This window comes from Mycolicibacterium alvei, from assembly GCF_010727325.1.
Classification (GTDB): Bacteria; Actinomycetota; Actinomycetes; order Mycobacteriales; family Mycobacteriaceae; genus Mycobacterium; species Mycobacterium alvei.
Map to the genome: position 1 here is coordinate 1,411,919 of NZ_AP022565.1, position 13,856 is coordinate 1,425,774.

At 68.4% G+C, this 13,856-nt stretch carries 13 protein-coding genes; 4 read left to right on the forward strand and 9 right to left on the reverse strand.

Annotated elements, in window-relative coordinates; translation table 11 throughout:
• Positions 1-17: 17 nt before the first annotated feature.
• A complete protein-coding gene (locus tag G6N44_RS06755; RefSeq protein WP_163662277.1) occupies positions 18-785 on the forward strand; it encodes an enoyl-CoA hydratase in 768 nt (255 codons plus the stop codon).
• The gene (locus G6N44_RS06760) at positions 782-1,396 is read left to right on the forward strand and encodes a class I SAM-dependent methyltransferase (protein WP_163662279.1); all 615 of its coding nucleotides are present in this window, start codon (positions 782-784) and stop codon (positions 1,394-1,396) included. The genes G6N44_RS06755 and G6N44_RS06760 overlap by 4 nt, the downstream gene beginning before the upstream one ends.
• A gap of 1 nt (position 1,397) precedes the next feature.
• Here the strand turns inward: G6N44_RS06760 and G6N44_RS06765 are convergent, their stop codons facing one another.
• The 7 genes from G6N44_RS06765 to rimP all read right to left on the reverse strand — a co-directional run bounded on the left by G6N44_RS06765 (position 1,398) and on the right by rimP (position 9,180).
• Entirely contained in the window at positions 1,398-2,732 is a 1,335-nt protein-coding gene (locus tag G6N44_RS06765) for an MATE family efflux transporter (protein WP_163662281.1), read from the reverse strand.
• Positions 2,733-2,755: 23 nt separating this feature from the next.
• A complete protein-coding gene (locus G6N44_RS06770; RefSeq protein WP_163662283.1) occupies positions 2,756-3,760 on the reverse strand; it encodes a DHH family phosphoesterase in 1,005 nt (334 codons plus the stop codon).
• Entirely contained in the window at positions 3,753-4,256 is a 504-nt protein-coding gene (rbfA, locus tag G6N44_RS06775; RefSeq protein ID WP_163662285.1) for a 30S ribosome-binding factor RbfA, read from the reverse strand. Before rbfA ends, G6N44_RS06770 begins: the two co-directional genes overlap by 8 nt.
• 34 nt (positions 4,257-4,290) lie before the next feature.
• Positions 4,291-7,101 (reverse strand): translation initiation factor IF-2, encoded by a 2,811-nt coding sequence (gene infB / locus G6N44_RS06780; RefSeq protein WP_163662287.1) that lies wholly within the window; start codon positions 7,099-7,101, stop codon positions 4,291-4,293.
• A gap of 79 nt (positions 7,102-7,180) precedes the next feature.
• Positions 7,181-7,558, reverse strand: coding sequence for a YlxR family protein (locus G6N44_RS06785; protein WP_163662290.1), 378 nt, complete (start codon positions 7,556-7,558; stop codon positions 7,181-7,183).
• A gap of 51 nt (positions 7,559-7,609) precedes the next feature.
• Entirely contained in the window at positions 7,610-8,638 is a 1,029-nt protein-coding gene (nusA, locus tag G6N44_RS06790) for a transcription termination factor NusA (protein ID WP_163662292.1), read from the reverse strand.
• The gene (gene rimP / locus G6N44_RS06795) at positions 8,635-9,180 is read right to left on the reverse strand and encodes a ribosome maturation factor RimP (protein WP_163662294.1); all 546 of its coding nucleotides are present in this window, start codon (positions 9,178-9,180) and stop codon (positions 8,635-8,637) included. The genes nusA and rimP overlap by 4 nt, the downstream gene beginning before the upstream one ends.
• A 208-nt stretch (positions 9,181-9,388) precedes the next feature.
• On the opposite strand from rimP, the gene G6N44_RS06800 reads away from it, so the two are divergent.
• Together G6N44_RS06800 and G6N44_RS06805 are read left to right on the forward strand one after the other, a co-directional pair.
• Positions 9,389-9,910 (forward strand): hypothetical protein, encoded by a 522-nt coding sequence (locus G6N44_RS06800; RefSeq protein ID WP_163662296.1) that lies wholly within the window; start codon positions 9,389-9,391, stop codon positions 9,908-9,910.
• Positions 9,907-10,401: a ferritin-like domain-containing protein gene (locus tag G6N44_RS06805; RefSeq protein WP_163662298.1), complete on the forward strand. Its 495-nt coding sequence runs from the start codon at positions 9,907-9,909 to the stop codon at positions 10,399-10,401. The genes G6N44_RS06800 and G6N44_RS06805 overlap by 4 nt, the downstream gene beginning before the upstream one ends.
• Before the next feature lie 80 nt (positions 10,402-10,481).
• On the opposite strand, the gene G6N44_RS06810 is transcribed toward G6N44_RS06805, so the two are convergent.
• Positions 10,482-12,242, reverse strand: a complete 1,761-nt coding sequence (locus G6N44_RS06810; RefSeq protein ID WP_163662300.1) for a proline--tRNA ligase — start codon at positions 12,240-12,242, stop codon at positions 10,482-10,484.
• Positions 12,243-12,309: 67 nt separating this feature from the next.
• Entirely contained in the window at positions 12,310-13,830 is a 1,521-nt protein-coding gene (locus tag G6N44_RS06815) for an MFS transporter (protein WP_163662302.1), read from the reverse strand.
• Positions 13,831-13,856: the final 26 nt, after the last annotated feature.

Here is a 13,856-nt window from a genome sequence, read left to right on the forward strand (position 1 = left end):
CCGGATAGCGTGAGCGGATGACCGATCCCGTACTGCTCGTCGACACCACCGACCGGGTTCGCACGCTGACCCTGAACCGGCCCCGGTCGCGCAATGCGCTCTCGACGCAGCTGCGCACGGACTTCTACGGTGCGCTGCGCACCGCGCAGGCCGACGACGATGTCGACGTGGTGATCCTCACCGGGGCCGATCCGGTGTTCTGCGCCGGCCTGGATCTCAAAGAACTCGGCGACACCACCGAATTGCCCGACATCTCCCCCAAATGGCCCTCCATGACCAAGCCGGTGATCGGTGCCATCAACGGTGCCGCGGTCACCGGGGGCCTGGAATTGGCGCTCTACTGCGACATCCTGATCGCCTCCGAGCAGGCCAAGTTCGCCGACACCCACGCCCGCGTCGGGCTGCTGCCGACCTGGGGTCTGAGCGTACGGCTGCCGCAGAAGGTCGGCGTAGGTCTGGCCCGGCGGATGAGCCTCACCGGCGACTACCTCTCGGCCGCCGAGGCGCTGCGCGCCGGGCTGGTCACCGAGGTGGTTGCCCACGACGAGCTACTGCCCACCGCCCGGCGGATGGCCGCCTCGATCGTCGCGAACAATCAAGCCGCAGTCCGGGCCCTGCTCGCCTCGTATCACCGCATCGACGCGTCTCAGACCGATCAGGGCCTCTGGATCGAAGCGGCCTCGGCGCGCGAGTGGATGGCGACGGCAACCGGTGACGACATCGCCGCCAATCGCAGCGCCGTGATGGAACGGGGACGTTCCCAGGTGGGCAAGGTTGAACCATGAAAGACCCATCCGCCGCGATCAATCACCATGCCGACCACCCCGGTTTCTCCGGTGTCACCGGGGTGCTGTGCGGGCTGGCCTTCCTCCTGGTGGGCCGGAAAAAAGCCAGGTTGGCCGCCGACACTGCGCAGGTCTCGTCACAAGACCACATCGTGGATGTGGGATGCGGACCGGGCACCGCTGCCCGAGTGGCGGCCCGCCGCGGTGCGCGAGTGACAGGCGTCGACCCCGCGTCGACCATGCTGCGCATCGCGCGCCTGATCACGCCGAGGCGCGCCCCGATCACCTGGAGTGAGGGCACCGCCGAATCCCTGCCGGTGACGGACGGTTCGGCGACGGTCGTGTGGGCGTTGGCCACGGTGCACCATTGGCAGGATGTCGACAAGGCGGTTGCCGAGGCCCGCCGCGTGCTGGCGCCGGGCGGGCGGCTGATCGCGATCGAACGCCAATCACCCGACGGGGCCACCGGATTGGCCAGTCACGGTTGGACCCGGCAGCAGGCCGAGTCGTTCGGTGCGTTGTGCCGCGACACCGGCTTCGGCGACGTGTCCGTAGCCGAGCACGGCGGCGGCAAGCAGGCCGCATGGGTGGTCAGCGGTACGCGCCGGTGACCTAGACGCTCCCCGGCACCAGCCAACGACCCGAGAACGCCCGCCAGCCGACGAAGATCAACCGCAGCACCATGAACGTGCTCAGCCCCGACCAGATGCCGAACAGACCCCAGCCGTAGGCGAGCGACAACCAGATCAGCGGCAGGAAGCCGACCAACGCGCTGGCCAGGGTGGCGTTGCGCATGAATTTGGCGTCGCCCGCACCCAACAGCACCCCGTCGAGGGCGAAGACGATTCCCGCCACGGGCAATTGGGCCACCAGGAACCACCACGGGACCCTGATCGCGGCCAGCACCGATTCGTCGTCGGTGAACACCGACGGCAGCACCGAGGAACCAACAGCGAACACCAGCGCCAGCACCACACCGGCCATCGTGGAGAACAGCGTCACCCGCCAGGCCACGCTCTTGGCATGCGCCAGTTGGCCCGCACCCAACGTCGCGCCCACGAGTGACTGCGCGGCGATGGCCAGTGAATCCAGCACCAGCGCAAGGAAACTCCACACCTGTAGAACAACCTGATGGGCCGCCACGGCCGCCGCGCCGAACCGCGCCGCAACGGCACCGGCCGACAGGAAGCAGGCCTGGAACGCCATCGATCGCAACAGCAGATCCCGGCCCATGGTCAACTGGGCGCGCAGCACCGCGGGCTGAACCCGTAGCGGGACCTTCTCGATCACCAGGGCACGCAGAAACAGAAGTGCCGCCACCCACTGGCCCGTCACGTTGGCCACTGCCGACCCGGCCAGCTCCAACCGCGGCAGGCCCAGCCAGCCGTAGACCAGCAGCGGACACAGCACCGCCGACACGGCGAACCCGAACACCACGTAGCGCAGCGGCCGGACGGTGTCCTGTACGCCACGCATCCAGCCGTTGCCGGCCAGCGACACCAGGATCGCCGGGGCGGCCAGGATGGCTGTGCGAAGCCAGGGCAGCGCGGCGTCCGCGATGTCGGAACGCCCGGCGATCACCGACAGCAGCGGCACCCCCGCGGCCTGCACCACCGCGATGATCAGCACCCCCAAGCCGAGGGCCAACCAGGTGGCCTGCACGCCTTCGCCGACCGCGGACCGCCGATCACCCGCCCCGAACATCCTGGCCGAGCGTGCCGTGGTGCCGTAGGACAGGAAGGTCCCCTGCGAGTTGACGAGGCCGAGGATCAGGCCACCGATGGCCAGTCCGGCCAGGCTGAGTGCACCCAACCGCCCGACGATCGCGATATCGAACAGGAGGTAGAGGGGCTCGGCGGCCAGCACACCCAACGCCGGAAACGCCAGGCCGGCGATGCGGCGGGTGGTGGCCGGTGTGACCGGAATGTCCCCTTCCGGCTCAACCATGGGACCGGTCGACCATCGGACGGTCAGGCAAGCGCCTGAGCGAGCGCCTGAACGACGTCGGCGGTGGGCCCGGCCGCCGAGTAACCGGCTGCATGCGGATGGCCGCCGCCGCCGAATGAGCTGGCCACCGTGGCCAGATTGAGCGACTTCGCCCGCATCGATACCGACCAGTGTTGCGGTTCGATCTCTTTGAACACCGCGGCGACCTCGGCCTGTTGAGTGGTACGCACGATGTCGACGATGCTCTCCACTTCCTCGGGTCGGGCAGTGGACCATTCATCGTGCGGCACAACGGCATAGACCAGCCCGCGGCCCCCCACTGCGTCGGGAAGCAGCCGCGCCGATGCCAGTACCCGCGACAGCATCGGCAGCCACGCGAATGGATGGGTGTCGAGCAGCGCACGGCTGATCGAGGCGTTGTCCACCCCGAGTTCCACCAGTCGGGCCGCCAAGCGGTGGGCCCGCGCGGTCGCCCAGCGGAACGAACCGGTATCGGTGGTCAGCCCGGCGTAGAGGCAGTGCGCGACACGTTTGTCGATGGGCTTGTCCCAGGCGTCGAGGAGTTCGGCCACCAGCATCGTGGTGGAATCCGCCGTCGGGTCGACGTAGTTGGCGGTGCCGAACATCAGATTCGACGCATGGTGGTCGATGACCAGCACCTCGCGGCCGGCCCCTGCGAGTCCCGCCAGTGCGCCGAGGCGATTGACGCTCGGAATATCCACGGTGACAACCAGATCAGCGTCATCCCGGATGGCATCCGGGGCGACCATCAGGTGCCCGCCCGGCAGCGTCTGCAGGGATTCGGGCAGCTGAGCGGGAGCTGCGAAGGCTACCTCGACCTGCTTGCCCGCGTCGTCGAGCACCTGCGCCAGCGCCAGCCCGGCACCGATGGTGTCGGCGTCGGGATAGACATGGCACACCACGCTGATGCTCGCCGCGTCCGAAAGGAGGGCCGCTGCCGCACGCGCGTCGACACGCTGACCGGAAGGGCACCCGTTGGGAGCCCCCGAATGAGCACTATCAGTCATCCGTTCGATCGCGGTCACCGGCATCCTCTGTGTCTGCCCCGTCGGCAAGCCCATCAATGTCTTCCGTCCCGCTCACACGGTACGGGTCTTCGTCACCGGCATGCTTGGCGCCCTGCCGAACCCTCGCCAGATCCTCGTCTGCGGCCCGTGCCCGGGCCAGCAGCTCCTCCATCCGGTGAGCGGCATCAGGCACGGTGTCCCGGACGAACGCCAGGGTCGGGGTGAATCGCACCCCGGTCCCGGCGCCCACCTTGGTCCGCAATACGCCCTTGGCCTTCTCCAGCGCCGCCGCCGCACCGGCATAGTCCGGTTCCTCGTCGAGCGAAGACCCCAGCACCGTGTAGTACAGCGTGGCGTCGTGCAGGTCACCCGACACCTTCGAGTCGGTGATGGTTACCCCCGCCAGGCGGGGGTCCTTGATCTCGTACTCGATCGCCGAGGCGACGATGGTGGAGATCCGTTTGGCGAGCTTCTTGGCCCGTGCGGGATCAGCCACGATGCTCCTCACGCAAGCGTTCGTCGGCCATCGTTTAGGTACGTACCTTTTCCACGAGCTCGTACGTCTCGACGACGTCGCCTTCCTTGATATCGGAGTAGGTCAGCGTCAGACCGCACTCGTAACCCTCGCGCACCTCGGTGGCATCGTCCTTCTCACGCTTGAGCGAGGACACCGTGAGGTTCTGCGCGACGACGACGTTGTCCCGCAGCAACCGGGCCTTGGCATTGCGCCGCATGATGCCCGACTGCACGAGGCAACCGGCGATGTTGCCGACCTTCGACGACCGGAAGATGGCGCGGATCTCGGCGCGGCCGAGCTCCTTCTCCTCGTAGACCGGTTTGAGCATGCCCTTGAGGGCCTTCTCGATCTCGTCGATGGCCTGGTAGATCACCGAGTAGTAGCGGATCTCCACACCCTCGCGGTTCGCCAGCTCGGTCGCCTTGCCCTCGGCTCGAACGTTGAACCCGATGATGATCGCGTCCGAGGCCGATGCCAGGTTGACGTTGGTCTCGGTGACACCACCGACACCGCGGTCGATGACCCGCAGCTCCACTTCGTCGTCGATCTCGATACCCATCAAGGCTTCCTCGAGGGCTTCGACCGTACCGGCGTTGTCGCCCTTGAGGATCAGGTTCAGCTGGCTGGTTTCCTTCAGTGCCGAATCCAGGTCTTCCAGGCTGATCCGCTTGCGGCTGCGTGCCGCCAGCGCGTTGCGCTTGCGCGCGCTGCGCCGGTCGGCGATCTGGCGGGCGATGCGGTCCTCGTCGACAACCAGGAAGTTGTCACCGGCACCGGGCACCGACGTGAAGCCGATGACCTGGACCGGACGCGAGGGCAGGGCCTCTTCGACGTCCTCGCCGTGTTCGTCGACCATGCGGCGGACGCGACCGTAGGCATCGCCGGCCACCACCGAGTCGCCGACACGCAGGGTGCCGCGCTGGATGAGCACCGTGGCCACCGGGCCGCGACCGCGGTCCAGGTGCGCCTCGATCGCCACACCCTGGGCCTCCATGTCGGGGTTGGCCCGCAGGTCCAGGGATGCGTCGGCGGTCAGTACGACCGCTTCCAGCAGCGCCTCGATGTTGGTGCCCTGCTTGGCGGAGATGTCGACGAACATGGTCTCGCCGCCGTACTCCTCGGCCACCAGGTTGTACTCGGTCAGCTGCGCCCGGATCTTGGCCGGGTCGGCGCCTTCCTTGTCGATCTTGTTGACCGCCACCACGATCGGCACGTCAGCAGCCTGCGCGTGGTTGATCGCCTCCACCGTCTGCGGCATGACGCCGTCGTCGGCCGCGACCACCAGGATCGCGATGTCGGTGGCCTTGGCACCGCGGGCACGCATGGCGGTGAACGCCTCGTGACCCGGGGTGTCAATGAAGGTGATCGGGCGGACGTTGCCGTCCAGATCGACCTCGACCTGGTAAGCGCCGATGTGCTGCGTGATACCGCCGGCCTCGCCCTCACGGACGGTGGCGTTGCGGATGGTGTCCAGCAGTCGGGTCTTGCCGTGGTCGACGTGACCCATGACCGTGACCACCGGCGGGCGGAACTCGAGGTCGTCCTCGTCGCCCTCGTCCTCGCCGTAGGTGAGGTCGAAGGACTGCAGCAGTTCACGGTCCTCGTCCTCGGGCGAGACGACCTGAACCTTGAAGTTCATCTCGCTGCCGAGCAGCTCCAGGGTGTCGTCACCGACCGACTGGGTCGCGGTGACCATCTCGCCGAGGTTGAACAGCGCCTGGACCAGTGCGGCCGGGTTGGCGTCGATCTTCTCGGCGAAGTCGCTCAGCGACGCGCCGCGGGCCAGCCGGATGGTCTCGCCGTTGCCCTTGGGCAACCGGACACCACCGACGACGGGCGCCTGCATGTTCTCGTATTCGGCGCGTTTCGCCCGCTTCGACTTACGGCCGCGCTTGGGGGCGCCGCCGGGACGACCGAACGCGCCCGCGGCACCGCCACGCTGGCCGGGACGGCCACCGCCGCCACCACCACCGGGACGACCGCGGAATCCACCGGCCGCTGCACCACCGGCACCGGCACCTGCACCTGCGCCGGCACCACCACCGCGGTAGTTACCGCCGCCGCCACCACCCGGACGAGCACCCTGACCGGCACCGCCGGGACGGGGGCCACCACCGGGACGCGGACCGGGGCGTGGGCCACCACGGCCCGGAGCACCGGCACCGGCCGCCGGACGCGGCGGCATGTTGCCGGGCGACGGACGTGGGCCACCGCCGGGGCGCGGAGCGCCGGGGCGGGGCTGCGGACGCGGGATGGGCCGCTCTACCGGCTGCTGCGAGGAGAACGGGTTGTTGCCGACACGCGGGGCCCGCGGCGCAGGCTTCGGGGCGCCCGAAGCCGGACCGGGACGCGGGCCGGGGGTGGCAGGCCGGGGACCGGGAGTTGCGTCCGGAGCGGGCGCGGCCGGTTCACTGGGCGCAACGGCAGCCGGTTCACTAGGCGCGGCCGGAGCCTGTGGAGCCGCCGGCTTGGGGGCGGCGGGACGAGCCGGAGCAACCGGGGCTGCCTCGGCAGCCGGAGCCTGCGGTTCGACCGCCGGCGCCGCGGGGGCGGCGGGTTTCGCCGGTGCCGGCTTGGCCGGAGCACCGGGCTTGGGCGCCGCGGGCGCTGCAGCGCTGCCCTGCGGGCGGGGCTGGTCGTCGGGCTTTTTACCGCCGGCCTTGCTGCCGAAAGATTCGCGCAACCGACGCGCAACCGGCGCCTCCACTGTGGAGGACGCCGACTTGACGAACTCGCCCTGCTCCTTGAGCTTGCCTAAGAGTTCCTTGCTGGTGACACCGAGTTCCTTCGCCAACTCGTGCACACGGGCCTTACCTGCTGCCACTACATCTCCTCGTCTAGAGGCAACAGCGGTGGTAGGCGCCGCGCCTCGGGTTTAGCTATGACGCATGGTCATCGGGACTTCACGGTGTGCTCATGTTCTTCGCTACCTGTTCTGTTGCCGGGGTGTCGGGCCCGTCGAGGTCGATCTTCTCGACGTACTCGATCACCGCGGATGTATCCGGTGAACCGGTGAGTCGCAACGCTCGGACGAAGGCTCGTCGCTTCACTGCCATCTGTGCGCACTGCTGGTCGGGGTGCAGCCACGCACCACGCCCAGGCAGGCTTGCCGCGGGGTCAACGGTTACGGAACTCGTCCCGTTCCCGTCGGTCACCGCAACCACTCGGAGCAACTCGGCGGCCAACTCTCGCTTCCGACACCCGATGCAGGTCCGCACTGGTCCGACAGAAATGTCGGAGGTGCTTCGCTGCGTCAGAGTCGGAGTCTCGCGCTGGATCACGGCTGAGTCTACCGCCCCGAGGCCTATGGTCCGAACCGCCGGTCACTACCGTCAATCGTGCACCGCCCCGGGCCGGACATCTTGGTCGGGCTGCGGCGCCGCATCGCTGCGGATATCGATCCGCCAACCGGTCAACCGGGCCGCCAACCTGGCGTTTTGCCCTTCCTTGCCGATCGCCAGGGAAAGCTGGAAGTCCGGCACGATCACCCGCGCCGCGCGCGCAGCCTCGTCGATCACCGATACCGAGACGACCTTGGCTGGTGAAAGTGCGTTGGCGACGAACCGGGCGGGGTCCTCGTCGTAATCGATGATGTCGATCTTCTCGCCGGACAGTTCGCTCATCACATTGCGCACGCGCTGGCCCATGGGGCCGATACACGCGCCCTTCGCGTTCAGTCCGGAGACCCGCGAGGCGACCGCGATCTTGGACCGGTGCCCGGCCTCCCGGGCGACCGCCACGATCTCCACCGACCCGTCGGCGATCTCGGGTACCTCCAACGAGAACAGCTTGCGGACCAGGTTCGGGTGCGTGCGTGACAGCGTGATCAACGGCTCACGGGCGCCCCGGGAAACACCGACGACGTAGCAACGCAGCCGGTCGCCGTGCTCGTAGCGCTCCCCCGGCACCTGCTCGGCACTGGGGATCACGCCTTCGGATCCCTTGGTCTCGCTGCCCATCCGTACGACGACCAGGCCGCGTGCATTGGCCCGGGCATCGCGCTGGATGACCCCGGCAACGATGTCGCCCTCGTGCGCCGCGAACTCCCCGTAGGTCTTCTCGTTCTCCGCGTCGCGCAACCGCTGCAAGATCACCTGACGGGCCGTCGTCGCCGCGATCCTGCCGAATCCCTCGGGCGTGTCATCCCATTCGTGCAGCACATTGCCGTCGGCATCGGTCTGACGGGCCATCACCTTGACCACACCGGTCTTACGGTCGATGTCGATATGCGCGTCGGGCTCGTGCCCCTCGGTATGGCGATACGCGGTGAGCAACGCCGATTTGATGGTCTCGACGACCACATCCACCGTGATGCCCTTGTCGGCCTCGATGGCATGCAGCGCCGCCATGTCGATGTTCATTCGCCGGCCCCCTTCCCAGTTTCTCCCGACAGTTCCAACTCACGTCGGTTTGGAGGTGAAAACTCCACTTGGACAACAGCTTTGGCGATATCAACAAGAGCGATCTCACGGATGGCCAGATCGCGACCCTCCGGAACCACGACTTTGAGTACCGTGCCGTCGGTTTCCCCGAGCCTGCCGGTGAACACCGAACCGTCGGTCAGCGTGAGCTCGGCTTTGCGCCCACGGGCGCGGCGGAAATGTTTGGCCTGGGTGAGCGGCCGGTCCACACCGGGGGACGTGACGTCGAGCACATACGGCGTGTCGCCCGGCGCCAGCTGGTCGAGCAACTCAGAAGCCTTCCGCGACAGCGCGGCCAGGGAATCGAGATCGAGACCTTCGTCGCCGTCGGCGATCACGGTGATGCGCGGCGGACGGGCCGATGCGTCGATGACGACGTCGTCGATGTCGTATCCAGCGCGCGCAAATTCGCCGCCGAGCAGTTCGATCACCTGCGTCTGCGATGGCAAGTCCGCAGACCGCAACTTTGGATCCGGTGCCACGGCGAGCTCCTCATCTTGAATTGTCTCCGACACAAATCCCAGGGCCAGCCACCTGGATCAGCCCCGGAATCGCCTATCAACGATACGCCAGGCCATCGGTAGCAACCGCCAATCGAAGGCCGGTGCGTGGCGAATGTCGTCGCACCGGCGCCGGGCGGCCAGTCGGCGTCGCGTCAGGCGGTCACCCGAGCAATGGCAGGATGTTCACGTGCCGAGCGCCCATGCAGACATCAGCCGGCGGCGCGTACTGCTCTCGGCCGCGGCCCTTGCCCTGCTGGGCACCGCCGCCGCCGCATGCAGTACGACGACGCCTCAACCCGAAGTGGACGACCTGACCACACAGTGGGATCGGGCACGCGCCGACAGTGCGCTGGCCGCCGACGCCGCGGCCGCCCAGCCTCCGCAGGCACCGGTCACCCGGGCACTGAACACGGTGGCGACCGATCGCACCGCGCACGCCAAAGCCCTCTCCGACGAGTTGACCCGGATGACGGGCACCGCCCCCGCCGGGGCGACCACCGCGACCAAGAGCACGACCAAGGCCGCCCCGGGCGCCGGGCCAGACGCGTCGGCGCCCAGTGTCGGCGACGTGGTCGATGCGCTCAAAGAGTCCGCCGACCGGGCCGCCGGCCTGGCCCGCAGGCTGTCGGGCTATCGCGCGGGCCTGCTCGGATCCATCGCCGCCTCGTGTACCGCGGGGTACACCGTCGCGCTGGGAGGCGCTCAGTGACCTCACCGGGACCGACCTCACCGGGACCACGGTCGACCACCTCACCGGCCCGGCCCACCACGGCCGCCGATGCCGCACTGTTCGATGCGGTGGCCGTCGAACACGGCGCCATCTACGGCTATGGCCTGGTGTCGGCCCATTCGACTGCCGAGGACAACGCCCTGGTGGCCCTGGCGATGGCCGAGCACCGGGCCCGGCGTGAGGCTGCCATGGCCATGCTCAGCGCACGTTCGGTCACCCCGCCGCTGCCTGCGGCCGGGTATCAGTTGCCCACGTCGGTGACCGATCCGACCGACGCCGCCAACCTCGCGATTCGCATGGAGGAGGACACCTCGGTGGCCTGGCGTGCGGTGCTCGAACAGGCGACCAGCGCCGAGGACCGCACCTTCGCGGTGACGGCGCTGACCCAGACCGCCGTCACCGCGGCCAAGTGGCGTGCCATCATCGACGCCTGGCCGGTGACGGTCCCGTTCCCCGGCGGCGGCGAATAGGGACTCAGGCGCTCGCCGCTTTCCACGCCAGGGTCGTTGCCCGCGATCGGCAGCAGCCCTGGCGCAGATGCCGACGACGCTCAGCCGGCGGTGAGGGCCGCTGAGATCTCGGCCGCCGCGTCGTCGACGGCGATCTCCCGGTTCTCGCCGGTGAACCGATTGCGCAGTTCCACCACACCTTCGCCGAAGCCACGGCCGACCACCACGATCCACGGCATACCCAGCAACTCGGCGTCCTTGAACTTCACCCCGGGCGAGGCCTTGCGGTCGTCGAAGAGCACCTCGTGGCCGAGCCGGTCCAGTGCGGCGACGAGTTCGGTCGCTCCGGTCCGCGCGGCGTCGTCCTTGTTCGCCACGACCACGTGTACGTCAAAGGGTGCCACGGCGCTCGGCCAGCGCAATCCCAGCTCGTCGTGCTGCTGCTCGGCGATCACCGCGACCATGCGCGACACCCCGATGCCGTAGGAGCCCATCGTGAGCCGCACCGGCTTGCCGTCCTCACCGAGCACGTCGGCAGTGAATGCGTCCGCGTACTTGCGGCCCAACTGGAAGATGTGGCCGATCTCGATGCCGCGCGCCGAGGTCAGCACGCCGGCACCGTCCGGAGACGCGTCGCCGTCACGGACCTCGGCGGCCTCGATGGTGCCGTCCGGGGTGAAATCGCGGCCGGCGACCAGGCCGACCACGTGCTTGTTGGGCGCGTCGGCACCGGTGATCCAGGCGGTGCCGTCCACCACGCGTGGATCCACCAGGTAGCGAACTCCGTTGTCCAGCAGAGCCTTCGGCCCGACATAGCCTTTGACCAGGAACGGGTTCTTGGCGAAGTCGGCGTCATCGAGCATTGCGAACTCGGCCGGCTCCAACCCGGCGCCCAGGCGCTTCTCGTCGACCTCGCGGTCACCGGGCACGCCGACTGCCAGCAGCTCCCACTCGCCGCCGGGCTCGCGGGTTTTGAGCAGGACGTTCTTCAGGGTGTCGGCGGCGGTGACCTCTCGACCCGAGAACTGTTCCAGCTCAGCCGAATTGGCCCAGTCGACCAGGGTCGCGATGGTCGGGGTGTCCGGGGTGTCGTGCACCTGCGCCGCGGGCTGCCCCGCAATGGGCAGCGGTGCCGGTGCCCGGGTGATCACCGCTTCGACGTTGGCGGCGTACCCGGAATCCAGGCAGCGCACGAAGGTGTCCTCACCGACCTCGCTCTCGGCCAGGAACTCCTCCGAGGCGCTGCCGCCCATGGCGCCCGAGACCGCCGACACAATCACGTAGCGCACACCCAGGCGTCCGAAGATCTTCTGGTATGCCTCACGGTGGGCGTGGTAGGCGTTCTTGAGGCCGTCGTCGTCGACGTCGAAGGAATACGAGTCCTTCATCACGAACTCACGGCCGCGCAGAATGCCGGCGCGCGGCCGTGCCTCGTCGCGGTACTTGGTCTGGATTTGGTACAGGATCGCCGGGAAGTCCTTGTAGGAGGAGTACTCCCCCTTGACCGTCAGCGTGAAGATCTCCTCGTGCGTCGGCCCGAGCAGATAGTCGTTGCCGCGCCGGTCCTGCAACCGGAACAGGGTGTCGCCGTATTCGGTCCACCGGTTGGTGGTCTCGTACGGGCCGCGGGGCAGCAGCGCGGGCAGCAGGATCTCCTGGCCGCCGATCGCGTTCATCTCGTCCCGCACGATGTTCTCGATCCGGCGGAGCACGCGCAGGCCCAGCGGAAGCCAGCTGTAGATGCCGGGGCCGACCGGGCGGACGTAGCCGGCCCGGATCAGCAGCTTGTGGCTGGGCACTTCGGCGTCAGCGGGGTCGTCGCGAAGGGTTCGCAGGAACAGCTCGGACATGCGGGTGATCACAGGCGACAACCTTAAGGCGTGTCCTCAGTGGCGGCCCTGCCAGGTACAGCTGCAGGCCCCGCCGGCTTCAGTCGAGCTCGATCTCTCCGGCGTCGATGGCGTCCTTGACGTCCTGGGCGTGCGCCACCTGCTGCGAGGTGTAGCCGATGAACAACGCCGCGATACCCACCAGGACCGCCACGGCAGCCACCCACAGCAGCCCGTAGGTGTAGCCCTGGTCCAAAGCGTGCAGCTGGTCGGTGTTCATGTCCTTGACCGGGCCGGTGATACCGCCGTTGAACAGAGTGCGCGAGGTGATGACGGCCTGGATGATGGCCAGCACCAGCGGGCCACCCAGGCTCTGCAGCATCAGCGCGATCGCCGAGGCCGGGCCGATCCGGTCGAAGCCGACACCGGCGATCGCCGAAAGCGTCAGCGGCACCACGATCATGCCGATGCCGATGCCGCCGATCGTGATGGGCAGCACCAGGTTCGGGAAGTACGGGATGCCGGCGTGCAGCGTCGAGCCATAGAGCATCGCGCCGAGCACCAGGACGCCGCCCACGATGACCACGATGCGGGGTTGGAGGTACCGCACGATCTGCGATGACGCCCCGAGACCGATACCCATACCGATCACGAAGGGAATGAAGCCGATACCCGCGCGCAGCGCGCTGTAGCCCAGGATGTCCTGCACATACAGGCCGATCAGCACGGTCAGGGTGAACAGCACGCCACCCGCCAGGAAGATCGCCGCGAACGTGGCCACCCGGTTGCGCTCGTGGAACAGGTCGAACGGCACCACCGGGTTCTCGGCGCTGCGTTCGGCCATCAGGAATGCGATGCCGAAGACGGCAGCCGCAGCGCCCGAGCCGAGCGTGATCGGGGCCAGCCAGCCGCTCTCGGGGCCCTGGGTGAAGGCGAACACCGCGGCCGTGCAGGCCAGGGTCGCGAGCAGGGCACCGGCGGCGTCGAGCTTCATCCGCTCGCGGTTGGTTTCGGTCAGTGAGGTGCGGGCCAGGTAGAGCATGACAAGGCCGATCGGCACATTGACCAGGAAGGCCCACCGCCACGACACCTCGGTGAGTGCGCCGCCGACCACCAGACCCATCACCGAGCCGATGGCGGTCATGGCGCCGAACACCGCGGTGGCGGCGTTGCGTGCCGGCCCCTTGGGGAAGGTGGTCGCGACGAGCGCAAGCCCCGTCGGCGAGGCGATGGCCGCGCCGACACCCTGCAGCAGCCGGGCGATCACCAGCGTGGCTTCGTTCCAGGCAATGCCGCACAGGATCGAGGCGATGATGAACAACGCGACACCGACGATGAAGGTGCGCTTGCGACCGATGGTGTCGCCGAGCCGTCCGCCCAGGAGCATCAGGCCGCCGAAGGTCAGGACGTAGGCCGTGATGACCCAGCTACGTCCGGCGTCGGACAGGCCGAGTTCGTCCTGGATCTGCGGCAACGCCACGATCGCGACCGTGCTGTCCATGGTGGCCAGCAGCTGCATACCGCCGATCGCGATGACTGCGGAAAGGAAGCCCCAGGACGGGAACCAGGACGGGAGGCGGGCAGCGAGGCCCTGGCGCTCGGCGTCGTTGAGAGCCGTCATAACGGGTCACCTTACCGGAATCTTAG